21 protein-coding genes are annotated in these 24,496 nt (G+C 60.6%); 12 read left to right on the top strand and 9 right to left on the bottom strand.

Annotation, left to right across the window (positions count from 1 at the left end; genetic code table 11):
- Window positions 1–98: 98 nt before the first annotated feature.
- Window positions 99–539: a DUF6526 family protein gene (locus HDF09_RS18835; protein WP_183769019.1), complete on the bottom strand. Its 441-nt coding sequence runs from the start codon at window positions 537–539 to the stop codon at window positions 99–101.
- A 206-nt stretch (window positions 540–745) separates the two neighbouring features.
- Here HDF09_RS18835 and HDF09_RS18830 point away from each other — a divergent pair, with 206 nt between their 5' ends.
- Window positions 746–1,615 carry a deoxyribonuclease IV gene (locus HDF09_RS18830; RefSeq protein WP_183769018.1) on the top strand — a complete coding sequence of 290 codons (870 nt, stop codon included), beginning with the start codon at window positions 746–748 and terminating at the stop codon, window positions 1,613–1,615.
- Window positions 1,616–1,624: 9 nt separating this feature from the next.
- On the opposite strand, the gene HDF09_RS18825 is transcribed toward HDF09_RS18830, so the two are convergent.
- The 3 genes from HDF09_RS18825 to HDF09_RS18815 form a co-directional block, all read right to left on the bottom strand.
- Window positions 1,625–2,428: a hypothetical protein gene (locus tag HDF09_RS18825; protein ID WP_183769017.1), complete on the bottom strand. Its 804-nt coding sequence runs from the start codon at window positions 2,426–2,428 to the stop codon at window positions 1,625–1,627.
- A gap of 54 nt (window positions 2,429–2,482) precedes the next feature.
- Complete coding sequence (locus HDF09_RS18820; RefSeq protein ID WP_183769016.1) at window positions 2,483–3,193, bottom strand: O-methyltransferase; 711 nt, start codon at window positions 3,191–3,193, stop codon at window positions 2,483–2,485.
- Window positions 3,194–3,254: 61 nt separating this feature from the next.
- Window positions 3,255–4,658: an FAD-binding protein gene (locus HDF09_RS18815; protein WP_183769015.1), complete on the bottom strand. Its 1,404-nt coding sequence runs from the start codon at window positions 4,656–4,658 to the stop codon at window positions 3,255–3,257.
- A gap of 207 nt (window positions 4,659–4,865) precedes the next feature.
- Between HDF09_RS18815 and leuS the strand changes: the two genes are divergently transcribed.
- The 5 genes from leuS (at window position 4,866) to guaA (ending at window position 10,784) form a co-directional block, all read left to right on the top strand.
- Window positions 4,866–7,514, top strand: coding sequence for a leucine--tRNA ligase (gene leuS, locus HDF09_RS18810; RefSeq protein WP_183769014.1), 2,649 nt, complete (start codon window positions 4,866–4,868; stop codon window positions 7,512–7,514).
- The gene (locus HDF09_RS18805; protein ID WP_311720000.1) at window positions 7,514–8,443 is read left to right on the top strand and encodes a hypothetical protein; all 930 of its coding nucleotides are present in this window, start codon (window positions 7,514–7,516) and stop codon (window positions 8,441–8,443) included. The genes leuS and HDF09_RS18805 overlap by 1 nt, the downstream gene beginning before the upstream one ends.
- A gap of 281 nt (window positions 8,444–8,724) precedes the next feature.
- Entirely contained in the window at window positions 8,725–8,895 is a 171-nt protein-coding gene (locus HDF09_RS18800; protein WP_183769013.1) for a hypothetical protein, read from the top strand.
- A gap of 104 nt (window positions 8,896–8,999) precedes the next feature.
- Entirely contained in the window at window positions 9,000–9,194 is a 195-nt protein-coding gene (locus HDF09_RS18795; RefSeq protein ID WP_183769012.1) for a hypothetical protein, read from the top strand.
- 30 nt (window positions 9,195–9,224) lie between these two features.
- The gene (gene guaA / locus HDF09_RS18790; RefSeq protein WP_183769011.1) at window positions 9,225–10,784 is read left to right on the top strand and encodes a glutamine-hydrolyzing GMP synthase; all 1,560 of its coding nucleotides are present in this window, start codon (window positions 9,225–9,227) and stop codon (window positions 10,782–10,784) included.
- A 202-nt stretch (window positions 10,785–10,986) separates the two neighbouring features.
- Here guaA and mctP read toward each other — a convergent pair whose 3' ends face one another.
- The 3 genes from mctP to HDF09_RS18775 all read right to left on the bottom strand — a co-directional run bounded on the left by mctP (window position 10,987) and on the right by HDF09_RS18775 (window position 14,100).
- On the bottom strand, window positions 10,987–12,498 hold the full coding sequence (mctP, locus tag HDF09_RS18785; protein WP_406705061.1) for a monocarboxylate uptake permease MctP: 1,512 nt from the start codon (window positions 12,496–12,498) through the stop codon (window positions 10,987–10,989).
- Between the two features lie 75 nt (window positions 12,499–12,573).
- Complete coding sequence (locus HDF09_RS18780; protein WP_183769010.1) at window positions 12,574–13,122, bottom strand: hypothetical protein; 549 nt, start codon at window positions 13,120–13,122, stop codon at window positions 12,574–12,576.
- 195 nt (window positions 13,123–13,317) lie between these two features.
- Window positions 13,318–14,100: an enoyl-CoA hydratase/isomerase family protein gene (locus HDF09_RS18775; RefSeq protein WP_183769009.1), complete on the bottom strand. Its 783-nt coding sequence runs from the start codon at window positions 14,098–14,100 to the stop codon at window positions 13,318–13,320.
- 66 nt (window positions 14,101–14,166) lie between these two features.
- On the opposite strand from HDF09_RS18775, the gene ribH reads away from it, so the two are divergent.
- Together ribH and nusB are read left to right on the top strand one after the other, a co-directional pair.
- The gene (gene ribH / locus HDF09_RS20950; protein ID WP_183769008.1) at window positions 14,167–15,048 is read left to right on the top strand and encodes a 6,7-dimethyl-8-ribityllumazine synthase; all 882 of its coding nucleotides are present in this window, start codon (window positions 14,167–14,169) and stop codon (window positions 15,046–15,048) included.
- Window positions 15,048–15,470, top strand: coding sequence for a transcription antitermination factor NusB (gene nusB / locus HDF09_RS18765; protein ID WP_183769007.1), 423 nt, complete (start codon window positions 15,048–15,050; stop codon window positions 15,468–15,470). The genes ribH and nusB overlap by 1 nt, the downstream gene beginning before the upstream one ends.
- Window positions 15,471–15,675: 205 nt before the next feature.
- On the opposite strand, the gene HDF09_RS18760 is transcribed toward nusB, so the two are convergent.
- Window positions 15,676–18,126 carry a hypothetical protein gene (locus tag HDF09_RS18760; RefSeq protein ID WP_183769006.1) on the bottom strand — a complete coding sequence of 817 codons (2,451 nt, stop codon included), beginning with the start codon at window positions 18,124–18,126 and terminating at the stop codon, window positions 15,676–15,678.
- A gap of 218 nt (window positions 18,127–18,344) precedes the next feature.
- A complete protein-coding gene (locus HDF09_RS18755; protein WP_183769005.1) occupies window positions 18,345–20,498 on the bottom strand; it encodes a S9 family peptidase in 2,154 nt (717 codons plus the stop codon).
- A gap of 674 nt (window positions 20,499–21,172) precedes the next feature.
- On the opposite strand from HDF09_RS18755, the gene rpsL reads away from it, so the two are divergent.
- From rpsL to HDF09_RS18735, 4 genes are all read left to right on the top strand, one after another.
- Window positions 21,173–21,556: a 30S ribosomal protein S12 gene (rpsL, locus tag HDF09_RS18750; RefSeq protein WP_014263802.1), complete on the top strand. Its 384-nt coding sequence runs from the start codon at window positions 21,173–21,175 to the stop codon at window positions 21,554–21,556.
- Window positions 21,557–21,684: 128 nt separating this feature from the next.
- Window positions 21,685–22,155, top strand: a complete 471-nt coding sequence (gene rpsG / locus HDF09_RS18745; protein WP_158943903.1) for a 30S ribosomal protein S7 — start codon at window positions 21,685–21,687, stop codon at window positions 22,153–22,155.
- A gap of 84 nt (window positions 22,156–22,239) precedes the next feature.
- Window positions 22,240–24,339: an elongation factor G gene (fusA, locus tag HDF09_RS18740; protein WP_183769004.1), complete on the top strand. Its 2,100-nt coding sequence runs from the start codon at window positions 22,240–22,242 to the stop codon at window positions 24,337–24,339.
- Window positions 24,340–24,405: 66 nt separating this feature from the next.
- The coding region (locus HDF09_RS18735; RefSeq protein WP_183769003.1) for a GTP-binding protein at window positions 24,406–24,496 on the top strand (91 nt) is incomplete at its 3' end.

The following is a 24,496-nucleotide window of genomic DNA, read 5'->3' as shown; positions in this document are numbered from 1 at the left end:
CGAATGCAAGAGAGATGAGATCGGAAGACTACCTCTGTGCTCCGGACGGTGATACTGTCCGGAGCTTCGTTCGTCGGGCGACGATTGCAGTTCGAGATTCAGATGCGGCGGTTGTCGGGGCGCCAGTTGACGATGGCCTGCTTGATGGCCTTGGGATCCATGTTTTTGGTGAGGGCGCGGTGGGCGAGGTCGGGGAGCTCGGCGTCGGAGGCGAAGCGGAGGGCGATGAGCTGGGGGACCGTGAGCTCGTCGATGTGGGCGCGGTCGGCGGGGGGGAGGAGTGCCTGGAGGCGGAGACGCTCCTCGAGGCGGATGATGCGGTCCTGGGCTTTGAGCGCGTAGTCGCGGGAGAGGCCGGCCATCAGGAAAAAGACGATGGACATGGCGATCCACCAGAGATTGGTGTGCTGGTAGGCGGGCCAGCGGTGGATGGTGATGTAGATGGAGAAGATGAGATTGAGGATCAGCAGAGGGAGGATGACGAAGTGAAAGGGCGGATGGAAGCGCGTGTGGTTTTTGAAGTTCTGTGCGGCGGGCATACGGCGTCCTCTTTGCGTGAAATGATGGCGGGGCCAGCATAGCACTCCCTCGTGTGGGGCGAGATGGTTTCGTGGGTTGAGGGTGTCCTGCCGGACGGGCGCCCTGCGCGTGGCCACCCCCGCAAACGAAGACCTGTTTGCGGGGACCCCGGTTCGCCGCGGTCACTTCGTGACTTGTATACCTTGTGATGCGGTAGCCTTGAGGGATGAAGAGTTCAGCGAAGAAGCGGATTGGCGTACATGTGGGGACGGCGGGTGGAACGTGGACCGCGGTTGAGCGGGCAGTGGCGGCGGGGGCGAATACGTTTCAGATCTTTTCTTCGAGTCCGCGGCAGTGGCGGGCGGCGGCGGTAAAGCCCGAGGACGCGGTGAAGATGCGGGAGCTGCGGGCGAAGCATGATGTGGGGCCGGTGGCGATTCATGCGAGCTATCTGATCAATCTTTGCAGCCAGACGGAGAGCGTGCGGGTGAATGGGGTGGCGGCGTTTCGCGGAGAGGTGGAGCGGGCGCTGGCGCTGGGTGCGGAGTATCTGGTGCTGCATCCGGGGAGCTGGAAGGGGCTCACGCGGGAGGAGGGCTTGCGGCTGGCGGCCGAGTCGATTGAGAAGGCGATCGATGGGGTGCCGTGGCAGGGGAAGGACTTTAAGATTTTGATTGAGAACACGGCTGGAGCGGAGTTTTCACTTGGCGGAAAGCTGGAGCAGGTGGCGGAGCTGGTGGAGAGGCTGAAGGCTTGTGCACCGGTGGGGGTGTGTCTGGATACGTGCCATGTGCATGTGGCGGGGTATGACCTGGTGTCGCCGGATGGGTATGTGGAGACGATGCTGCTGGTGAAGGATACGGTGGGGTTCGATGCGGTGAAGGTGTGGCACTGCAATGACGCGAAGGCGGCGATGGGGTCGAAGCTGGACCGGCATGAGCATATCGGGGAGGGGACGATTGGGGCGGAGGTGTTTCGGCGGCTGCTGCATGATGAGCGGTTTGGGCATGCGGTGTTTATTGCGGAGACTCCGGTTGATGCTCCGGGGGATGAGGCAAGAAATGTTGGGGTGCTGCGGACGCTGGCTGCGGGGTAGTTTGGTGAGTTATTTTGACTGCGGACTTGCTTCGGGTTCGAGCTTGCGGTGATCTTCGATGGTAAAGCCCTCGGGGATTGCGAAGAAGTGAGCTTCGGGTTCGGAGGTTGAGAGGTCTCTTGCGGTGAAGGTTTGTCTGCCGGATTGTGGAGTGTCGAGCTTCGAGAGGATATTGATGCCGAGCTGGGGGGAGTACCAGAACTCGCGCGTGGTGATCATCGGCTGATCGTTGCCGAAGACGCCGGGGTTGAGGGTGGTGATCTCGCGGTAGCCGACGGTGTCGATGCCTGCGATGTTGTTGTGGCCGAGATCTTCGAGCTGCTGATAGCCGGCGTTGTCGGCGAGCGCACCGGAGGGATGGATTGCTGGCTGGTATGTGGTGGTGATTGAGCCGGTGTAGGGAATCAAGAAGCAGCGCTTTATGTCGATCTGGCAGTTGTAGAGGGTGTGGTCGGCGGGATTCGAGATTTGAATGAAGTCCATGACGGATTGCATCTTTCCATTCTTTGGGACGAGCAGCCAACGCTCCTGGTAGATGCGCCCGGTGCGGTCGCGCATGATTTGCCGTTTGTTGACGAGGGTGTAGGTGCCGCTGCCTCCTCCCATGGGCCGCGTCCACTCGGTTTCGAGTGTGAGACTGAACGGCGCATTCGTCATGGGTGGGATGAAGATGCTCTCGAGGGTTTGTCGCGTTCCACCGTCGTAGGTTTTGACGGTGGGTGACGGCGTTTGAGAGAGGAGCAGAGTGGGCGCGGCGAGGAGCGCGACAGTGAAACAGAACGGGCGAATCACGGACAATAGAGCTGTTCGCATGTCTGACTCCGGAAACAGGAAGAATTATAGACGGCGAGGGATTGTACAGACCCTTCAGGTGGGGAGATCGATTGGGATGGAGGGGCTGAAGACGAAGGATGTGGATCGGAAGTAGATGGAGGTGCAGTGGGGGAGGACGACGCCGGGGGCGTTACCGAAGAAGTCGACGCGGTCGAGGCCCTTGTCTTTGAATCCTTCGTAGATGCCGTAGCCTTCGGAGTTATCGCAGACGATGATTCCGTCTGGGGCCAGGCGTTCGCAGGCGATGTCGATCAGCTGTGAGCGGGTGAGGCCGTCGATCACGATGACGTCGTAGTGGCCGGAGGCTTTGGTGGAGAGGATTTGAGCGACTTGCAGTGCGTCGGTGATGGGCACGGTTTTTTCTACGTAGTGCAGCTCGACGTTGGCAGGCAAGCCGGGTGCTATGCGTTCGTACCAGTCTTTCTTTCCTTCGAAGGTGACGACGTGCTTTGCCCGTGCGGACCACCAGAGGGTGGATTGTCCGCCACCGAATTCGAGGATGGTTTTTCCGGTGTAGTTGCGGGCGCTTAGAAAGTCCAGGCTGGAGTAGGTGTACCAGGGGATGGGTTCGCCATGCCGGGATACGGCTGCCATCTTCAAACTGCTGCGGAAGTGACCGGTGCGCACGCTGTAGAGGATGGGCGTGAGGATCGCGGTGAGGCTGTTGCGTATGGGGTTGGACAGCCAGGCGGGCAGAAGTTTTTTTACGGGAGCGAATGTTTTGCGGATGGCAGATTGCGACACGGTTCGCTCATTGTAAGACGTTGGCTGGTGCTTCGCGTGAGTATTCCCTGTGGGACGGGGATCAGGCTCCGAAGAGGTTGGTGTTGAGGAACTGGTTGCGGAACTTTCCTTGCGGGTCGTATTGGGTGAGGAGGGCTTTGTAGTCAGGCATCTTAGGGTAGAGACGCTGGAGGGTCGCGGGGGGAATGGTGTTGACCTTGGCCCAGTGGGGGCGGCCGTTGAAGGGGGCTAGCTTTTCTTCGATGAGGGGGAGGAGGGCTTGGACGGCGTCGTTCTCGGGCTTCCAGGTGAAGTGGATGGCGAGGGAGGGGCGCTGGTAGGCCATGCTGAGCCAGAGGTCGTCGGCGGCGATGGTGCGGAGCTCGGTGATGTAGAGGTGGGGCGTGATGCGGTCGCGGAGCTGCTCGACGGCGAGGATGGCCTCGTAGGCGTGCTCGCGGGGGACGAAGTACTCGGTCTGGATCTCGGCGCCGCTGCTGGGTGTGAAGTTGAGCTTGAAGTGGGGGAGGCGCTCGTACCAGGGGCCGGGGACGCCGAACTGCTCGGTGCAACTTTCGGCGGAGTGGCCAGCGACGGGGTGGAGTTTTTGCGTGGCTTGCTTTGCGCCGAAGAACTCGGGCGCGAATTGCACGGAGGTGGCGCCGGGTTCGAGGCGGCGCTTGACCCAGACCTCAGCGGCTTGATGATTTTGCCAGTTGGTGAAGAGGCTTACGCTGTAGCCGCTGAGGTAGATCTCTTCGAGGTGGTGTTCGAGCTGGGAGAAGGAGAGGTTCTCGTAGACGACTTGCGCGACCTGGAAGGTGGGTTGGAGGTTGAGGGTGGTTTTGGTGACGACGCCGAGGCCGCCGAGGTTGACGACCTGGCCGAGGAAGCGGTCGCCGCCTTTGGCGCGCGAGAGGGTGTGGAGGGTGCCGTCGGCGGTGACGAGTTCGAGGCCGGAGACGATGGTGGCGAGGTTGCCGTTGTTGCTGCCGGAGCCGTGGGTGGCGGTGGCGCAGGCTCCGATGACGGAGACGTGAGGGAGCGAGGCGAGGTTGGGGACGGCGAAGCCCTGGGCGTCGAGGATGGGGGCGAGTTTGCCGTAGGTGACGCCGGCGCCGACGGTCGCGGTTCGGGCTTTGGCGTCGATGTCGATGGAGTCGAGCTGCTTGAGGGAGATCTGGGCGTGGGTGCTGTCGGCGATGGCGTTGAAGGAGTGGCCGCGGCCGAGGGCGCGCAGCTTGTCGCAGCTTTTGACGATGTGCTGGACTTCGTCGGTGGTTTTGGGCTGGTAGAGAGTGTCGGTGTGGAAGGTGAGGTTGCCGGCCCAGTTGGTTCGCGGGGCGGTTTGATGGGCGGCGGCTTGGAGTGCGGACTGGTCGGCTGTTTGATGGGCTGTTTGCTGTTCGGCCGCGGAGACGAAGCGGGAGAGCATGGTTCCGGTGAGCAGGGAGCAGGAGCCTTTGAGGAACTGTCTTTTATTCATGTCTATTCACGTCGCGCACACTCGATTGGGTGAAGGTGGTGGCTGATTCTGTGAGACGCGCCACACCTTGTTGTTGGTCAGACCCTTATAAGGATTTGCCGCAATCTATGCAAGCGATTCGCTAAGAGCAGAGATTCAGGGCTGCCGAGTGACAGAGATTGGGAGCGTGAGGCGTTGAGGCTAGGTGGACGGTACAATCGAAGGAGTATGCCTGAGACACGAACGAGCGAAATCGGCGGGAAAACAGTGAGTATTGATGAGAATTCTTCTGCTGCGGAGGGGAATCAGCCGCAGCGGTATAGCCCGGCGGAGATCGAGCCGAAGTGGCAGGCCCGGTGGGATGCGGATGCGTCGCTGTATGCGGCTGAGGCTCATGATTCGGGTAAGCCGAAGTACTACTGCCTGGAGATGCTGCCGTATCCGAGCGGCGCGCTGCATATAGGGCATGTGCGGAACTATGCGATCGGCGATGCGCTGGCGCGGCATATGTGGATGCGTGGGTATAACGTGCTGCACCCGATGGGGTGGGATGCATTCGGGCTGCCGGCGGAGAATGCTGCTCTGAAGAACGGCGTGCCTCCGCGGGAGTGGACGTTTGCGAATATTGCGGCGATGAAGAAGCAGTTCCAGCGCCTGGGGATGGGGTTCGACTGGTCCACCGAGGTCACGACTTGTTTGCCGGATTACTACCGGTGGAACCAGTGGTTCTTCTTGAAGATGTTTGAGAAGGGGCTGGCGTATCGGAAGAAGAGCAAGGTGAACTGGTGTCCGGAGTGTTGCACGGTGCTTGCGAATGAGCAGGTGATCGGCGGGCGCTGCTGGCGGCATGAGGATACGGTGGTTGAGCTGCGCGATCTGACGCAGTGGTTTTTGCGGATTACGAAGTATGCGGATGAGCTGCTGGACGGGCTCGAGAAGCTGGAGGGTTGGCCGGAGAAGGTCCGGACGATGCAGCGGAACTGGATTGGGCGGAGTGAGGGGGCGCATGTAGATTTCGCCGTTGCGGATGGCGATGCGAAGATCACAGTGTTTACGACGCGGGTGGATACGATCTTTGGCGCGACGTCGGTGCAGCTTGCGCCGGAGCATGCGGTTTCGAAGACGTTTGCGCTGGAGGATGACGCGCTGCGCTTGAAGATTGAAGGGTTGCTGGCGGAACAGCAGAAGGCGCGGGAGACCGATGAGCTGGGTGCAATTGAGAAGCATGGAGTGAATACGGGGCGGTTTGCGGTGAATCCGTTCAATGGCGAGCGGGTGCCGATCTGGGTGGCGAACTACATTCTGGCGGACTATGGGACGGGCGCGATTATGAGCGTGCCGGCGCATGATGAGCGGGACTTTGAGTTTGCGCAGAAGTATGGGCTGGAGGTGCGGCGGGTGATTGCTCCTGTGGACGCTCCTGTTGACGCGACGAAGCAGAAGCTAGAACGAAATACAGGGATCCTTCGCTCCGCTCAGGTTGACGCCGAGGATGTCGTGGGTGATCTTCCTTATCTTGCCGAAGAGGAAGCGGTGTTGATTTATTCGGGCGAGTGGACTGGGTTGGGTTGTGTCGAAGCGCAGGAGAAGATGGCTGCGTTTGCGAAGGCGAAGGGATTTGGTACTGCTACGGTTACATATCGGTTGAAGGACTGGGGGGTGAGCCGGCAGAGGTACTGGGGGACGCCGATTCCGATGGTGTACTGCGACAGGTGCTCGCCGGAGGAGCCGCTGCCGGTGGCTGAGAGCGAGCTGCCGATCCTGCTGCCGGAGCAGATTGATATCACGCAGACGAACGGGTCGCCGCTCGGGCGGGTGGCTGAGTTTGTGAATGCGAAGTGTCCGAAGTGCGGCGGAGTGGCGCGACGGGAGACGGACACGATGGATACGTTCGTCGACTCGAGCTGGTACTTCTACCGGTATACGGATGCGAAGAACTCGAGGGTGCCGTTTGATTCGGATAAGGCGAACTACTGGTTTCCGATCGATCAATACATTGGCGGGGTGGAGCATGCGATTCTGCATCTGATCTACTCGCGGTTCTGGACGAAGGTGATGCGGGATCTTGGATTGATCAAAAATGACGAGCCTGCGGAGCGGCTGTTTACGCAGGGGATGGTGATCAAAGACGGCGCGAAGATGTCGAAGTCGAAGGGCAATGTGGTTTCGCCCGATGACATGATTGGGCGGTATGGCGCGGATGCGACGCGGATGTATGCCCTGTTTGCGGCTCCGCCGGATAGGGATCTGGAGTGGCAGGAGGAAGGGGTTGCGGGGATCTCGCGGTTTTTGGGGAAGGTGTATCGGCTGACGACGAAGTACTCGACTGTTGCTCGGATGGCGGTCGGTGGTTCGCGCGTGGAGAGTTCTGCGAAGGAGCAGGCGTTGCTGCGGCGGCTGCATAAGACGATTGCGAAGATCACGCAGGACTTTGATGGGCGGTGGCACTTCAATACTTCGATCTCTTCGATCATGATTCTGGTGAATGAGATTACGGCGAACGAAGCTGCGATGGATGCTGGCGAGATCTCGCCGGCGGCTGTGGCTGAGGTGTTTCGCGGATTGATTTTATTGCTGGCTCCGTTTGCGCCGTTCTTTGCGGCGGAGATGTGGGAGGAGCTTGGCGGCGAGGGTGTGGTGTTTCGCACGGCGTGGCCTGAGGTGAATGAAGAGCTTGCGCGGGAAGAGGAGATTGAGATTCCGGTGCAGGTGAACGGCAAGCTGGTGACTGTGGTGAGGGTGCCGGCGGGCAGCGATGAGGCTGCGGTGAAGGCTGCGGCTTTGGCTGATCCTAAGGTGATCGCGCGGATTGAAGGCAAGACTGTGGTGAAGGTGATTGTGGTGCCGGGTAAGCTTGTGAATCTTGTGGTGAAGTAGTGGAGCAGATTCCGCAGGATGGAGTGGTGATTGCTGCGGGGACCGTACGGGGGACGCAGTCGTTTGTGCATACTCTTTCGGAGTGCTGGCGGCGGCCTTCGCTGACGGCGCTGGAGGTGCTGTGGCGGTGGGCTTATGGTGTGCCTGCGCTGTTGCTGCTGCGGTATGAAGGGCTGAAGATTTTGCAGGCTACTCCGCTGGACTATGCGGCGCTGAAGAGTATGACGGTGGTGGATCCGCTGGGGTCGGCGCATACGCTGGCGAAGGCGTTGGCGCTGTTGGTGCCGCAGGTGATGCGCGTGGCGTTGTGGTTAGCACCGCTGCTGGTGGTGGCTTGGGTGGTGGTTTCTGCTGTCGGCCGGACTGTAGTGTTGCGGCGGGCGGATGTGCAGCTGCATGCGCGGGTGGGAACGTTGATTGTGTTGCAGGCGGTGCGGGTGGTGGCGCTGCTGGGGAGTTTTGCGGTGTGGTTCTGGTGCATGGAGCGGGTGGCGGAGTGGACGGTGACGGGGCCAATTGCGTTGGGTGGGGAGCCGAACCTGGTGGGATATTTTGCGCTGGTGATTGTGGCGACGCTGGGGCTGTTTACGCTGTGGGCGGTGGTGAGCTGGGCGCTGTCGGTGGCTCCGCTGGTGGCAATGCTGCGTGGGTTGGGGGTTGTGGGGAGTTTGGCGGCGGCGTTTCGGCTGGGGCCGTTGAAGTCGAAGCTGGTGGAGATCAACCTGGTGATGGGGATTGTGAAGATTGCGTTGATTGTGCTGGCGATGGTGTTTTCGGCGACTCCGCTGCCGTTTGAGAGTGTGACGACGCCGGAGTTTTTGTTTTGGTGGTGGGTGGGGGTTACGGTGCTTTATTTTCTTGGATCTGACTTCTTCCATGTGGCGCGGCAGGTGGCTTATCTGCAGCTTTGGCGGGCTTACGAAGATTGAGAGACTGTGTCCTGCCGGACGGGCCCACTGCGCGTGGGGCGGGCGTTCGCACGCCTTTTTAAAGCTTCGCGTGGTGCTCCCGTTGGTCGCAGGTTGGATTGTGCCGACCAGCGGGAGGACCTATGCTGCTGATCCTGCCGAGACCGGTATACAAGTCACGAAGTGACCGCGCCACGCGTAGTGGGCCCGTCCGGCAGGACAGCTTCTCAGAAGATTTTCCTCTCCCGGAGACACCGATTCAGCATCCTACGAGGATCGGGTTAAAAGAGGGAGATTTGACTATGTCATTTGGGATCTATGCGATTGGCTATTTGGTTCTGATTGCAGGTGTGGCTTATCTGGCTCACCTGATGCATATTCCGCAGCATTACATTGTGGCGATTGCGTTGATCATGCTGGGAGTTGGGATTGTGACGGGTGTGCAGACTACACGACAGAGAGACCCAAGCTAGTGGCTTTCGGGGTATTCGAGTACTAAAGTTTTTTCTTACCGGACGGAAAATATTGCATCCTATTTGTGCATGGGCCCCCTCATTTCCCCTTTTGGAGAGAGATCATGTCCTCTGCCCTTTATGCTGCTGCCTATCTGCTGCTGATCGCTGGTGTCTCCTACCTGGCTTATCTGAGCCATATTCCTGAGTCCTACATTATTGCGATCGCCATCATCATGGTGGCCATTGGCGTGGTGAGCGGGATGGAGAGTGCGAGGTTGAGGAACACCCACCTGCGTCGAGGGCCCGGCCTCTACTGAGGCGCGCGTCGCCGCATTTACACTGGGTAGGTGGATACCTCAACGATCGTCATTCTGGATTTTGGGTCGCAGTATACGCAGCTGATTGCGCGGCGTATTCGTGAGTTTAATGTATTTTCTGTTGTATTGCCTTGTACGGCCCCGCTGGAACAGGTGAAGGCGCTGAACCCGAAGGGTGTGATTCTTTCGGGCGGGCCGTGCTCTGTGTATGACGCGGACGCGCCGGATGCAGATGAGGGTGTGCTGGCGATGGGTGTGCCGGTGCTGGGGATCTGCTATGGGCTGCAGTTTATCGTGCATCATCTGGGTGGAAAGGTGGTGGGGGCCGCGGCGCGGGAGTATGGGCACGCCGAGGTGACGGTGGTGGCGGAGACGCCGTTGTTTCGTGGGCTGCCGGGGACGCTGGATGTGTGGATGTCGCATGGCGATGAGGCCGAGACGCTGCCGGTGGGATTTCAACTGACGGCGAAGACCTCGAATGCGGTGGCGGGGATTGCGGATGAGGCGAGAAGGATCTGGGCGGTGCAGTTTCATCCTGAGGTGGCGCATACGCGGCAGGGGATGGAGCTGCTGAAGAACTTCTGCCTGGATATCTGCGGGGCGGAGCAGGATTGGACGCCGGAACATTTTATTCAGTCGACGGTGGAGCGGGTGCGGGCGCAGGTTGGGACGGGGCATGCTATCTGCGGGTTGAGCGGCGGTGTGGACTCGAGTGTGGCTGCGGTGCTGGTGGCGCGGGCGATTGGGGATCGGCTGACCTGCATCTTTGTGAACAACGGCGTGCTGCGGAAGGATGAGTTTCTGAAGGTGCAGACGACGATGCGCGAGCAGCTGGGGTTGAAGGTGGTCGCGGTGGACTCTTCGCAGCGGTTTCTGGAGAAGCTTGCGGGTGTGACCGATCCGGAGCGGAAGCGGAAGGTCATTGGGAACGAGTTTATCGCTGTGTTTGATGATGAGGCGAAGAAGATCTGGGAGTCCTCTGCCGCGGGCGCTGAGGAGGTCGCGTGGCTGGTGCAGGGGACGCTGTATCCGGATGTGATTGAGTCGAGTAGCGTGCATGGGCCGAGTCATACGATCAAGAGCCATCACAATGTGGGTGGCTTGCCGGCGGATATGAAGTTGAAGTTGATTGAGCCGCTGCGGGACTTGTTCAAAGATGAGGTGCGGCGGATTGGGCGGGACCTGGGGATGCCAGAAGAGATTATTGAGCGGCAGCCGTTTCCCGGGCCTGGGCTGGCGGTGAGGATTCTGGGCGAGGTGACGGCGGAGCGGGTGGCGATGCTGCAGGAGGCCGATCAGATTGTGGTGGATGAGATTAAGAAGGCTGGGCTGTATCGGAAGGTTTGGCAGAGCTTTGCGGTGTTGCTGCCGGTGAAGAGCGTCGGCGTGATGGGGGATCAGCGGACTTATGCGAATACGTGTGCGGTGCGGGCGGTGGAGAGTGAGGATGGGATGACGGCGGATTGGGCTCCGCTGCCTTATGAGGTACTGAGGACGATCTCGAGCAGGATTGTGAGTGAGGTTCGGGGGATTAATCGGGTGGTGTATGACATTACTTCGAAGCCGCCTGGGACGATTGAGTGGGAGTAAGGCTGTCCTGCCGGACGGGCGCCCTGCGCGGGCGGCGGTCACTTCGTGACTTGGATACCGCTTCGCTTGGTGCTCCCGCTGGTCGCAAGCTAAAGTCCGTGCCAACCAACGGGAGGCCCTGTGGCGGTGGTTCTGCCAAGACCGGTATACGCGTCACGAAGTGACCGCTGCCCGCGCGGGGCGCCCGTCCGGCAGGACATTGCTAGCCTATATAGGCTGTAGCGTCGGTAACGTCGGTCCCTGCGTTGAACTTCATTGCGCGGAACAGTATCGTCAACATCGCAGAGACGGCGAGGTTCAAAATCAGCGCGGGTACGGCTGCGTACATGGGGTGTGTGCTGCCGAAGAGATGAAGCGGGTAGACCGAACTCTTCAGTCCCAGCGCCACTGCCATGGCTGTGCCGCTGAACATGCCTGCTGCCCAGCCGATCAGGAGCGCCCAGGGATTGAACCAGCGCGTGAAGACACCTAGAACGACCGAGGGGAAGAGCTGGCCCATCCAGATTCCGCCGAGCAACTGCATCTCGATCGCGTAGGGTGCGGGGAGTTTCAGAACGAAGATCAGAGCGCCGAACTTTACGACGAGCGAGACGATCTTGGCCATGCGGGACTCTTCTTCGGGGAGCATCTTTCGCCGGATGAGCGCGCCGTAGAGATTGCGGGTGAAGAGATTGGAGGCGGCGATGGACATGATGGCTGCGGGGACGAGCGCTCCGATGGCGACCGCTGCCAGGCAGAAGCCGGCGAACCACTCGGGAAACATCTTGAGGAAGAGCAGCGGGACGGCCTGATTGGGATCTTTGGTGACGACTCCGGCGGCTAGTGCGAGATAGCCGAGCAGGGCGATGAGTCCAAGGAGAAAGCTGTACGCGGGCAGCATGGCGGCGTTGCGGCGGACCACGTTGGCGCTCTGCGCGCTGAGGACCGCGGTGGCGGTGTGGGGGTAGAGCATGAGCGCTATGGCAGAGCCGATGGCGAGGGTGGAGTAGCCGAGGAACTGACCCTGTTTCAGATGAATCGTGGCGGTTGGCGTGTGATGGGCGAGGAGCTGGTTGGCAAGTTCGAAGACTCGTGCGTAGCCGCCGAGTTTGTGGGGAATGTAGGTCAGCGCGGCGAGGACCATGATGTAGAGCATGACGTCCTTGACGATGGCGATGACGGCGGGAGCGCGGAGGCCGCTGGAGTAGGTGTAGGCGGCGAGGATGACGAAGGCGGCGGCGAGGGGCCACTCGCCGTGGATGCCCATGGCTCCGATGACGACGCGGATGCCGACCAGTTGCAGCGCGATGTAGGGCATGAGGGCGAGGACGCCGGTGAGCGCGATGGCGATGGTGAGCCAGCGGTTGCCGTAGCGGCCACTGACGAAGTCGGCGAAGGTTATGTAACCGTGACGGTGGCATACTGTCCAGAGGCGCGGCAGGACGAGCATCATGTAGGGGTAGGCGATGACGGCGTAGGGGACTGCGAAGAATCCCATGGCGCCTGCGCCGTAGAGTGCTGCCGGCACGGCGATGACAGTATAGGCGGTGTAGAGATCGCCGCCGATGAGGAACCAGGTGATCCAGGTGCCGAAGCTGCGGCCTGCGAGGCCCCACTCTTCGAGCGAGCCCATTCCTGCCTTCGGTCTCCGCCACCGCGCGGCCCAGAATCCGGCGAGCGTTACGAGCAAAAAGAAAAAACAGAAGACTATCAGTGCCGTCGTATGCAGTTGCAATCGTTCACCCAGCTCTAAAGATTTACCGCACTCACAGGTTAGCGCAACGGTGCAGGAAGAGGGATGCTTGCTGAGTTAACTTCGTCCGTTGTCGCTCCACTCGTAGACGACTACGCCCAGGTCGTTGAGGGTTTTGATGACGGCCTCCATGTTTCTGCGAACCTCCGGGCGTGCTTTGACGGGGACTTCGTGGGCTTCTTCGACGGCGACGACGCGTCCATAGGGCCAGGAGTTTTCGGGGATGGCGTTGAGCGCGGTGGGCAGATCGATGACGCGCACGTTCAGGTCGCGACGGCGGGCGCCGATGGGCCGTAGCATTCCGCCTACGCCGAGGCCGCTGGTGTTGCCGTCGGCGACGACTACGTGCAGGGTTGCCATCTCGCCCTGCACGGTGAGGTAGGGATTCTCCCAGAGATTGAGGCTCTTCACGGCCATGTAGCGGGTCTTCGAAGGGGGCGGGATCAGCTCCATCTGCTGGCGGGCGAGGTTGTTCTCCTGCTGGTGTTCGGCGGCGAGGGCGTTCTGCTCGGCGACGTTGGGGATGGCGGGGATGGCGGGCCGGGAACAGCCGGCGAGGGCGAGCGGAAGCAGAAGGGCGGCGGGAAGGAGCGAGTCTCGTAGCAACGAAAACCTTCCGGTCGGCGAGTGTCTGGATAGCGAATATCTGGATAGCGAGGGCACGATCACCAGCATATCAAGCGATGGCATCGATCAAAAGGCCAAAGTTCCCGGCATTTTTCGATGAAGACGAGTGGTTATCGTCTGGTCCATTTCTTCTCTGCTTCTTGTTCGGCCTATCGTCTATCGTTCGGCCCATCGCTATCGGCCGGTCCATACGGCGGGGCGTTTTTCCAGAAAGGCCTTTGTGCCCTCCTCCTTGTCGGCGGTTCCGCAGAGCTGCCCGAAGATCTTTGCTTCCATGTCGATGGCTTCTTCGAGGTTGATCTCGCTGCCGTCGCGAACCGCCTGGAGGCATGCGGTGACGGCCAGGGGGGCCATGGCGACGATGGCTTTGGCGAGAGTGTCTGCGCGCTCCATCAGCTTGTCTGCAGGCAGGACCTCATCTACCAGGCCGATTCGCAGGGCCTCTGCGGCGTTGATCATCTCGCCGGTGAGCAGGAGTTTGAGCGCCATGGGCTGGCCGACGAGGCGTGGGAGGCGCTGGGTTCCGCCATAGCCGGGGATGAGGCCGAGCTTGACTTCGGGCTGGCCGAGGCGCGCGGTCTCGCTGGCGAGGCGGATGGTGCAGGCCATGGCCAGCTCGCAGCCGCCCCCGAGAGCGAAGCCGTTGATGCAGGCGATGACGGGCTTGCCGCAGGTCTCGATGAGGCGAAAGACGCCCTGGCCGCGGCGGGCTTTGGACTCTCCGGCGGCTGCGTCAGTGTCTGCGAGTTCTTTGATATCTGCGCCGGCCGCGAAGGCCTTTTCGCCTGCGCCGGTGAGGAGGATGACTCGGACGGTGGGGTCTGCGGCGAGTGCGGAGAACACTGCTTCGAGTTCGTTGAAGACCTGGGTGTTCAGGGCGTGGAGCACCTGGGGGCGGTTCAGCGTGATTCGCGCTACCTGATCCTTTACCTCGCACAGCAACGTCTCGTAGTTCACGGACCTCTCCTCTGGGCGATCTCGTGGGCGATCTCGCACCGCACTCCAGACGATACAATCGAATCTATGATTAAGGGAATTACGCACGTCAGCGCGATTGCTTCGGGGGCGGAGTTTGACCGTGTCTCCAGCCTCTTTTCTGCTCTTGGTTTTGAACAGGGTAAGGGTTGGCAGGATGCCCAGGGCCGTGGCGCTGCCTTCCTTGCGCCGATCGGCAACCTTGAGTTTGTGACGGGCAGGGAGCCCGCGGTGCCAACGGTGCTGGTCGAGGTGACGCAGCTGGACCACATGCGTTCGCTGGTGGAGAAGTGGCTGCTTGCGAGCTATCGCACGGAGGAGATTCCGGAGATTCTCTCTGCCGCGGAGTTGACGCACTGGAACAGCCGGCTCTTCACGGTGCAGATTACTACCGAGCTGCGGATTGGGTTCTGGCAGTCGGAGAATCCGCTGCATGGCCAGCCTGAGGCTGTGGAGGGCGACCTGAGCGCGGCGGGTATGCGCTTTGCGGTGGTGACGACGCGGTGGAATACGGTGATTACCGACCGGCTGCTGCAGGGGTCGCTCGATGCGCTTCATCGCAGCGGTGCGGCGCGGGCTGATATTGAGATTGTTCGGGTTCCTGGTGCGTGGGAGGTTCCGTCGGCCGCGCGCACACTTGCGGAGTCGAAGAGGTTCGATGCGATTATCACGCTGGGATGTTTGCTGCGTGGGGAGACGGCGCACTACGAGGCGATCTACAACGAGGTGGCGCGGGGGATTGGCCAGTCGCAGCAGGAGACTGGGGTTCCGCATGCGTTCGGGGTGCTGACCTGCGAGACGCTGGAGCAGGCGCTCGACCGCGCGGGGCTGAAGGCGGGAAACAAGGGCTTTGAGGCGGCCAGCGCGGCGATTGAGATGGTGTCGATCCAGCGCAAGCTCGCGGCGCAGAACGGCCAGGGGAAAAAATAATGGGCACACGCCGCAAGTCGCGCGAACTTACGATGCAGATGCTGTTTCAGGGTGATCTGGGCAAGCAGTCGCCCGAGCAGGTGCAGAAGGTCTTCTGGGCGTCGGTGGAGGATGTCGATGCCGAGACGCGTGGGTTTGCGGAGGATCTTTATCGCATTGCGACGACTCGCGATGAGGAGATCGACAAGCTGATTGAAGAGCATGCGCAGAACTGGCGGCTGGAGCGGATGCCGGTGGTGGATCGGAATCTGCTGCGGGCGTCGGTGGCGGAGATGCTGGGATTTCCTAATACGCCTGCGGCGATCATCATCAACGAGACGCTGGAGATTGGACGGCGGTACGCTGCGCCGGAGTCGATTCACTTTTTGAATGGCGTGCTGGATGCGATTGCGCGGGATCTGCTGAAGAAGCGGCTGGCTTAGAAGCTGTCCTGCCGGACGGGCGCCCTGCGCGGGCGGCGGTCACTCCGTGACTTGTATACCGCTTCGCGTGGTGCTCCCGTTGGTCGCAAGGAGGAGTTCGTGCCGACCAACGGGAGGGCCTGAGGGTGAGTCCAGCCAAGACCGGTATACGCGTCACGAAGTGACCGCCGCCCGCGCAGGGCGCCCGTCCGGCAGGACAGCTTCTCTAGGAGGTAGCCTTGCGCGGCTTCTGCACCAGCAGGTTGGGGGCGACGATGTTTCCATTCACATCCGGCAGCTTCGGTGCGAGTGGGGTTGTCGTGTCCTTGTAGGTGCCGTCGCTTTGCTTGGTGATGAGATGGACGGCGTTGTCTCCCGTGGTGCCTGCGTAGAAGGTCTGGTTGTCCGCGCTGACCACGCCGACGATCGGCGCGATAGGGGTTCCGAGCGCGGTCGACAGGGGGATGCTGCCGAGAGTGCCGGCGCCAGTGGTCTGGGGGGTATAGGCGGGCACAACGGCACCACTGCCCTGGTAGGTCACGAAGGCAATCTTCGAGTCAGAGGTGGGGAAGACGCCGGTGATGGCTGAGGCGGTCACGCCGGGGAGTGCACCGGTGAAGGCAGTGGTGGTGGTGAACGTCTGCGGTGCGGTTACTGGGGTCTGACCGGGACACGCGTTGATCGGCAGGCGCGGGCCGGCGGCAACGGTACCGACGGCCGGGTGGCTGATCGCGAGGTCGGTCAAGGTCGGTGTAGGCGTGACGGTTGCGCCGAGAACGTGGAGGCCATCGTTGGTGGTGGCGATTCGGTCGGTCTGCGGTCCAAGCACGCCGGCGTCGGGATAGAAGAGGTTGGTGGTTGTCGAAGAGGTGGTGGGGGCGCCACCGACGATCGTTGTCACCGGGCAGTAGGAGCGGGCGGTGGTTGGGTTGCCGCCGAAGAAGGCTCCGACGCTTGGTACTCCGATGGCCACGTCACTGGTCGATTGAGAGGACGTCGTCTGATACCAGCCGGTGAAGGTGGAGTGAACCAGCAGGGTGTTGTTGGGAGTCGTGACGCCGGTCGAGGCGTTGTAGTCGCCGAGGGTGATGTAGACGGTGGTGTTGTCGGGCGAGAAGACGGCGTGGGTGGCAACGCCGCCGTACTGGGTCTGAATACTGCCCTTGGTGTTGTAGAGGTAGACAAACTGACGGATAGGGTCGGTGATGACCAGTGTTGTGCCGTCAGGCGAGACTGCGAGCACGGTGCCGGGTACGGTGGCGTCCTGAGCGCCTAAGCTGTTTGTGGTCGCGCTGAAGGTCATGAGTTCGAAGGAGCTTCCCATGTAGATGGAGGCGCCGTCGTTGCTGATGACCATGGAGTTTGGCTGATAGGGCAGGCGTACGGGGTTTCCGAGTTGAGGCTGCGTGAAGTCCACGGGTACGAGATAGAAGGAGTTGGTGCTCGCGATATAGAGGTTGGTGCTGTTGGCGCCAGGGGCCGTGACGAGGACTGGATTCGAGGTGACTGCTTTTCCGTTGCCGAAGAGGCCAATCTGGTTAAACGGGGACGGGTTGCAGGTGGGAGGCTGGCAGACCGCGGTGATGGCGGCTGCACCCGGGAAGATGGGGGTCACCGAGGCGGCGGAGGCTGCGGGAATGGTCGTCGGAGTGGTGGATTCGAAGTTAAGGGAGAGGCCGGTGAGGATCGTTCCGTTGGTATCCGTTGCCACCGCGTTGATCGGTTGCACGTTGTTGGGATTTACGGTCACGCTGGTTGAGTTGCCTGTGCCGACGGAGGCGGTGAGTGCGATCGAGACAGGTGGGCAGGTGGAGAAGAAGCCGGCGGAGCTTCCGGCGTTCGCGATGTTTGCGGTGATGACAGTCGATCCGGGCTGCTGCGCGGTGGCGACGCCGTTCTGGTCGATGGTGACGACGGAGGCGGTCTGCGGGGCGTAGGAGAGATGGCCGACCTGGCAGCTGATGTTGGTCCCGTTTCCGGCCAGGACTCTGGCTGCAAGCTGACTGGTGACGAATTGGGAGACACAACCTGTTGCCGGAACCGCGGCAGCTGGTGGGGGCACCGGCACGGCGCAGCAACCGTTTCCGTTGGTGGTCTGCGCGCAGGTCGATGTCTGGGTAATAAAGGCTGCGGGGCTGCAGTTGGTGGCCGGGTCGTTGACGCAGTCGGTTGAGAGCGCTCCGAGGGTCACATTGGTGACCACGGGATGGATGAAGATCGGGAGCGGATTGCTGCTGACTCCGTTGCCATTGGCTATGACGTAGACGGTGCCGGATTTGTTGGTGGGGTTGCAGGTGGTGAAGTCGGCGATGCCGCCACCGGTGTTCCTGTTCCAGGTGCCAGCGCAGAGCCGGCCGGTGGTTGGCTGGACGTCGGCGATGGTCATGTCGGGCTGGCCATTGGGGAGGAAGGTGGCGTAGGTGTAGCCGGTCACCGTTACGGCGGTGCCCTTGCAGTCGATGGCGGCGGGTGAGCCGACCTGGCCGATCTGCGCGAAGTTCAACGATATGCCGAAGATCTTGGGTTGGAGGTTAATGGTCGCTACCTGGCCGACGACTGGGCCGGTGTCTCCGCCGTTGCAGAAGACTGCGGCTGTTTTCTTGGAGCAACCCGAGATCGAGACACCAAAAGGAATCGTGAAAAGCAAAAGAAAGACTAACGTGGCAAACCGACGCATTGAACCTCCCCGTCCAACCAGAACTCAAGCTGAACGGTCACACCGCAACCGCTGAATAGCTGAACCCTTAGTGTAAAAGCTGCACAGACCGGAAGCAAATCTTCCGGACATAAATACTGTTCGAACGTTGGTTGGACGATCCAACCAATCGTTTCGCATCGTGCGAAGATTGCTCCCTTTCGCGAAAGATTGCGGCGGGGAGCGAGACCGGAAGACTTCTACTTTGCGGGCATCTCCGTCTCGAACCAGTTGAGGGCCCGCTCGAGAACGTCTCTGCGATGCGCGGGGTCGTGGAACGCATGCCCCTCGTTCGGGTATATCACCAACTGCGTCTTTACGCCTTCGGCACGGAGCGCATGCCAAAACTCGAAGCTCTGCGGAGCGGGGCATTCGCCGTCGCGATCGCCGACGACCACCAGGGTTGGAGTCTTTACTTTCTTGATGTATTCGATTGCGGAGCTCTTTGCGTAGACGTCGGCATCGTCATAGACGGTCTTGCCGAAGAAGGGCACCATCCACTGGTCGATGGAGTTTTCGCCGTAGTAACTCTTCCAGTCGCTGATGCCTGCTCCGGCGACGGCGGCTCGGAAGCGCGTGGTCTGGGTGACGCCGAACATGGTCATGAAGCCGCCGTAGCTCCAGCCGGTGAGGCCCTCACGATTCTTGTCGATGGGGAGGCGCTTTTCGAGAACGTCCATGCCGGTGAGGATGTCATGAAGGTCGCCGTAGCCGAAGTCCTTGATGTTGGCCTGGGTGAACTTCTCGCCTTGCCCGTAGCTGCCGCGCGGGTTGGGCATGAAGACGAAGTATCCGAGTGCGGAGAATGGAACTCCGCCGTAGCCGACACCGGGCCAGCGCGGGGTGACGGCTGCGGAGGGGCCGCCGTGGACGCTGACCAGGAGTGGATATTTTTTGGCGGGGTCATAGTTGGCGGGATAGAGGAGCCATCCCTGGACCTTGAAGCCGCCGTTGGTCCATTCGATGTTCTCGGTCTTTCCCCATGCGGGCTTGAGGCCGTCGTTGAGGTGGGTGATCTGCTTGAGGTCGTGGAGCGGGCCGGCCCATACCTCGGGGGCGCGCTCGAAGGAGCTGCGGATGATCGCGATGGTGTGCTCGTGCGAGAGGGAGACGCTCATGACCATGCCGCCGGCTCCGATGGTCTCGGGGAAGGTGACGCTGGCCTGCGGGATGTCTTTGCCGGTGGCGAGATCGAGGGCGGTGAGGTGGCTGTTGCCGCCTGCGTGTTCGGCGATGGCGATGAGTTCGGGCCCGGCCCAGCCGAAGTAGGCGATCGATGCTGCGCGGCCTGGCGTGATGTTCTTTGGTTCGCCACCGGTAGAGGGGATGAGGTAGAGATCGCCGCCGGTGGATCCCTGGTCGGACATGATGCCGCCGATGAAGGCGATCTGCTTGCCGTTGGGGGAGTAGCGGGGGACGGCGATCTGGAGGCCGTGGAGGGGGCCGGAGATTTTGGTGGTGTCGAGGATGGAGTGGGGAAGCATTTCTATTGTTTCTCTGATCGATGCGTCGTTCACTAAGTGTCCCTGGCCGTCGTGAACGATGTCTTCGGTGTAGAGTTGCGCGACCCACCAATTGTTTTCGCCGGGAGGTGGGGCGGCGACGAAGGCGATCTGTTCGGAGTTGGGCGCCCAGGCGAATTCATAGACGTGGAGCGTGGCGGGAGTCAGTTGCGTGAATGCGCCGTTGCCGATGTCGACTGCGCCAACGCGCTGAATCTCGACGCCGTCTTCTCCGATGACACCGGACCAGGGCTTCATGGCGGCGAGGGCTCCGGCTGAGCGGGTGGCGTTTTCTACGAAGAGGAAGGCGATGGATTTGCCGTCGGGCGACAAGGCGAGAGAGTCGATGTTGCCGGTGAGGTGGGTGAGCTGCTTCGATTCGCCGGTGGTGGTCGACCAGAGGAAGACTTGATCCTGTCCGGGCTGATCTGTCTTGGCGGTGCAGTCGGATACGAAGGCCAGGGACTCGCCGTCGGGTGACCACTTTGGATCGGAGCTGCTGCAGTTTGTCGCTCCTGAGCCGGTTGTGACGATCTTCTCTTTGGCGGGGCCTGGGTTTGCCACGTCGGAGAGGTGAATCTGAGTGCCATCATGGGTGCGGACCGACCAGGCGACGGTGGACCCATCGGGCGAGATGGCCGCGGCGGAAGGGGTTCTGGTCTGGCCGAGGGTTTGGATCAGGGAGCCGATCCGCGGGTCTTTGAGATTAGAGACGTTGGCGAGGGGTGTGGCGTCGGACTCGGCCTGGGCTGCGGAGGCGGCTCCAAGCATCAGCAGGGCGGTGAATGCGGCGGCGGTGAGGGCGGTGAAACCAGAGGAGGGGGAACACTTGCGGAGATCTGCCAAAGCCATGCGAAAAGCCTAGCATGGCGAGGGCTCGCATTTGTCAGAGCTGGGTGCAGCCGTGATGGTGCAATTGGCGGGACCGTTGGCGCAATTGGCAGGATTTGACGGTAGAAATCGCCAAAAAATTTGACGTTTCGCCATTAGATTGCTATTGTAAGAAGGTTCCGCGAGTATCCGGACCGTGTTGTAGGGCAAGCTCAACGCAGTTGTTGGCAAGCTCGACGCACGGATGGGTGGAGAAAAACCCACGCAATCACCAAGATTCGTCTCCCTGTCGCAAGGCGGGTGCCGAAGGATTGCGCTATACTGGATACAAGAGATTCACCGCAGAGCATTCCTGATCATTGTTGCTCGGTCTGAAATGTTGTAAGTCTGCGGCCTATCGCAATCGTGCCTGCGACACCCTCCACCCTGGATGGGCTATGCGGGCCGGGACAGCGAAACGGAGTCGGCTCATCCTTAACTGAGGAAAGACGCTCGACCACCGTCGACTGTTTACGTCTGGTTTGTTGTACCGATTTACAGACGCAGCAGGGAAGATCTTCGTCCGAGACGCTTCAGCGTTCTCATTTTTTTGCGTGTGCCGTGCAGGTACCGCACGAGGCGAAGCTTGAATCCTACCTGCGCGTCTCACACAGGTTTGGTTGTAGATGTTTTGCGCGCATTAACAAGGAGTTCTAGTGCCTACGTTCCATCAGCTCGTCAAGCAGGGCCGCACGCCCACTCGTTATAAGACCGCCAGCCCCGCGCTCCAGGGTTCGCCCCAGCGCCGTGGCGTCTGCACCCGCGTTTACACCCAGACCCCGAAGAAGCCGAACTCGGCTCTCCGTAAGGTCGCGCGTGTTCGCCTCACCAACGGGATTGAGGTTACGACCTACATCCCGGGCATCGGCCACAACCTGCAGGAGCACTCGATTGTGCTGATCCGCGGCGGCCGCGTGAAGGATCTGCCGGGCGTTCGGTATCACGTCGTTCGCGGAACACTCGACTCGGTCGGCGTGGCCAACCGGAAGCAGAGCCGCTCGAAGTACGGCGCGAAGCGTCCGAAGGCTGCTGCGAAGTAGTTTGTGGTTTGAAGCAGTTTGAGTTTTTAGATTAACCCCGGCTGGCCCGATGGCTTGGGCTGGCTGCATAAATCAGGTTCAGGGCTTGAGAGTTCTACGGTCCTGAAGGAAGACGAGAAGAGAAAGCAATGCCGAGAAAAGGTTACATCGCTAAGCGTGAAGTTGCTGCAGACCCGGTCTATAACTCCACCCTGGTCACGAAGTTTGTCAACTCGATGATGTGGGGCGGCAAGAAGTCGACCGCACAGGGAATCTTCTACACCGCCATGACCAACCTTGAGCAGAAGGGTGGCGACGAGGCCCTCAAGCTGTTCAAGAAGGCGATCGAGAACTGCAAGCCGCTTCTCGAGGTCAAGAGCCGCCGTGTTGGTGGAGCGAACTACCAGGTGCCGATTGAAGTTCTGCCGGAGCGCCGCACCTCGCTCGCGATTCGTTGGCTGGTGACCTACGGCCGCGCACGTGGCGAGAAGGGCATGGTTGAGAAGCTCACCGCTGAGTTGCTCGATGCCGCCAATGGCCGTGGCGCAGCGATGAAGAAGAAGGAAGACGTTCACCGTATGGCCGAAGCCAATAAGGCTTTCGCGCACTACCGCTGGTAAAGAAGAAGTTTTTCAGCAAAGAGTGTTGTTTTGTTTTAGCGCTTTTTATACCGCGAGCAGACGCTCGCAGATGAGAGATAGACCGTGGCACGCACTACACCTCTGAATCGTTGCCGGAACATCGGAATCATGGCGCACATCGACGCCGGCAAGACGACGACGACCGAGCGCATTCTCTTCTATACGGGCATCACGCACCGTATCGGCGAAGTGCACGAGGGAACTGCGACCATGGACTGGATGGAGCAGGAGCAGGAGCGCGGCATTACGATTACCTCCGCCGCGACGACCTGCACCTGGAAGAACATCCGCATCAACATCATCGACACGCCCGGCCACGTGGACTTTACGGCTGAGGTGGAGCGTTCGCTCCGCGTGCTCGACGGTGCGGTTGCGTGCTTCGATGCCGTTGCCGGTGTGCAGCCTCAGTCTGAGACTGTCTGGCGTCAGGCTGACAAGTACAAGGTTCCCCGGATCTGCTTCATCAACAAGATGGACAAGGCTGGCGCGGATGCTGTGTATGCGACCTCGACGATTGTTGATCGCCTGGGCGCACGCGCTGTGCCGATCAATATTCAGATTGGTGCCGAGGCGAAGTTTCTCGGCGTCGTCGATCTGGTTACGATGAAGGCGATCTACTGGCACGACGAGACCATGGGCGCTGAGTACTCGGTGGAAGAGATTCCTGCCGACCTGCTCGAGAAGGCCAAGGCTGCACGTGCTTCCCTGATCGAGGCTGTCTCTGACTCTGATGACGAGATCATGCATCTCTATCTTGAGGGTCAGGAGCCTACCGAAGCACAGCTCAAGGCTGGCATCCGTAAGGCGACCATCGCGATGAACATCTTCCCGGTGCTCTGCGGTTCGTCGTTCAAGAACAAGGGTGTTCAGACGCTGCTTGATGCAGTGGTCGACTACCTGCCCAGCCCGTTGGATATTCCTCCCATGATCGGACACAACCCCGACAACATGGAAGAAGAGGTTATCCGCAAGGCTGATGATAACGAGCCGTTCTCGGCGCTTGGTTTCAAGATCATGACGGACCCGTTCGTTGGTCAGCTCATCTTCATTCGCGTCTACTCGGGTCAGTTGAAGACCGGCGACTCGGTGTTGAATCCGCGTACCGGCAAGACGGAGCGCATTGGCCGCCTGTTGAAGATGCATGCCAACAAGCGTGAAGAGATCACTGAGATTCTCGCAGGCGATATCTGCGCTGCGGTTGGTCTGAAGAATCTCGTCACCGGCGACACGATTACCACGGACAAGCACCCTGTAGTGCTCGAGTCGATCGACTTCCCAGCGCCGGTTATCGAGGTTGCTGTGGAGCCGAAGACCAAGGCTGACCAGGAGAAGATGGGTATGGCGCTGGCCAAGCTGGCGCAGGAAGATCCTACGTTCCGCGTCCGCACGGATATTGATTCGGGCCAGACCATCATCGCCGGAATGGGCGAGCTGCACCTTGAGATCATCGTTGACCGCATGATGCGTGAGTATAAGGTCGAGGCCAACGTTGGTAAGCCCCAGGTGAACTATCGTGAGACCATTCGCGCGAACTCTGATGCTGAAGGCAAGTACATCCGTCAGACCGGCGGTTCGGGTAACTACGGCCATTGCAAGATCCGTATCTCGCCCAACGAGCCGGGTAAGGGCTATGAGTTCACCAACGATACGAAGGGTGGCGCTATTCCGAAGGAGTACGTCAAGCCGATCGATCAGGGAATTCAGGACGCGATGCAGCGTGGCATTCTGGCCGGCTACGAGATGGTGGACGTCAAGGTTTCGCTCTACGACGGCAGCTATCACGATGTCGACTCGAACGAAATGGCATTCAAGATCGCCGGTTCGATGGCGTTCAAGGAGGCTGCCCGCAAGGCAAAGCCGGTTCTGCTGGAGCCGGTGATGGCAGTCGAGGTTACAGTCCCCGAAGAGTACATGGGCACGATCATCGGCGACCTGAACTCGCGCCGCGGAAGAATTGAAGGTATGGAGATGGTCGGCACCACCCAGGCCATACGGGCCACGGTTCCGCTAAGCACGATGTTCGGTTACGCCACCCACATGCGGTCGTCCACGCAGGGCCGCGCTAACTATTCCATGCAGTTCAAGCAGTATGAAGAGGCGCCCCGCTCGGTCTCGGAAGAGATTATTGCCAAGGTGCAGGGCAAAGACGGTAACGACAAATAAGCCGGTGCCGCAAGGCGCAAACAATTTAGTAGTTGAACTTTAGAAGTACGAAACACGGAGAGAGTCATGGGCAAGGAAAAGTTTGACCGGTCAAAGCCGCACGTAAACATCGGGACGATCGGGCACATCGATCATGGCAAGACGACGCTGACGGCGG

This window comes from Edaphobacter lichenicola, assembly GCF_014201315.1.
GTDB lineage: Bacteria > Acidobacteriota > Terriglobia > Terriglobales > Acidobacteriaceae > Edaphobacter > Edaphobacter lichenicola_B.
Note: the sequence above shows the minus strand (reverse complement) of the source record. Positions and strands in the feature narration are given on the sequence as shown.

What these genes read in the sequence shown, in the direction of transcription:
- leuS (WP_183769014.1), top strand. Translation starts at nt 4,866, where the DNA reads ATGCCTGAGACACGAACGAGCGAAATCGGCGGGAAAACAGTGAGTATT.
- HDF09_RS18800 (WP_183769013.1), top strand. Translation starts at nt 8,725, where the DNA reads ATGTCATTTGGGATCTATGCGATTGGCTATTTGGTTCTGATTGCAGGT.
- nusB (WP_183769007.1), top strand. Translation starts at nt 15,048, where the DNA reads ATGGGCACACGCCGCAAGTCGCGCGAACTTACGATGCAGATGCTGTTT.
- HDF09_RS18830 (WP_183769018.1), top strand. Translation starts at nt 746, where the DNA reads ATGAAGAGTTCAGCGAAGAAGCGGATTGGCGTACATGTGGGGACGGCG.
- HDF09_RS18835 (WP_183769019.1), bottom strand. Translation starts at nt 539, where the DNA reads ATGCCCGCCGCACAGAACTTCAAAAACCACACGCGCTTCCATCCGCCC.
- HDF09_RS18825 (WP_183769017.1), bottom strand. Translation starts at nt 2,428, where the DNA reads ATGCGAACAGCTCTATTGTCCGTGATTCGCCCGTTCTGTTTCACTGTC.
- HDF09_RS18760 (WP_183769006.1), bottom strand. Translation starts at nt 18,126, where the DNA reads ATGCGTCGGTTTGCCACGTTAGTCTTTCTTTTGCTTTTCACGATTCCT.
- HDF09_RS18815 (WP_183769015.1), bottom strand. Translation starts at nt 4,658, where the DNA reads ATGAATAAAAGACAGTTCCTCAAAGGCTCCTGCTCCCTGCTCACCGGA.
- rpsG (WP_158943903.1), top strand. Translation starts at nt 21,685, where the DNA reads ATGCCGAGAAAAGGTTACATCGCTAAGCGTGAAGTTGCTGCAGACCCG.
- HDF09_RS18795 (WP_183769012.1), top strand. Translation starts at nt 9,000, where the DNA reads ATGTCCTCTGCCCTTTATGCTGCTGCCTATCTGCTGCTGATCGCTGGT.
- ribH (WP_183769008.1), top strand. Translation starts at nt 14,167, where the DNA reads ATGATTAAGGGAATTACGCACGTCAGCGCGATTGCTTCGGGGGCGGAG.
- HDF09_RS18755 (WP_183769005.1), bottom strand. Translation starts at nt 20,498, where the DNA reads ATGGCTTTGGCAGATCTCCGCAAGTGTTCCCCCTCCTCTGGTTTCACC.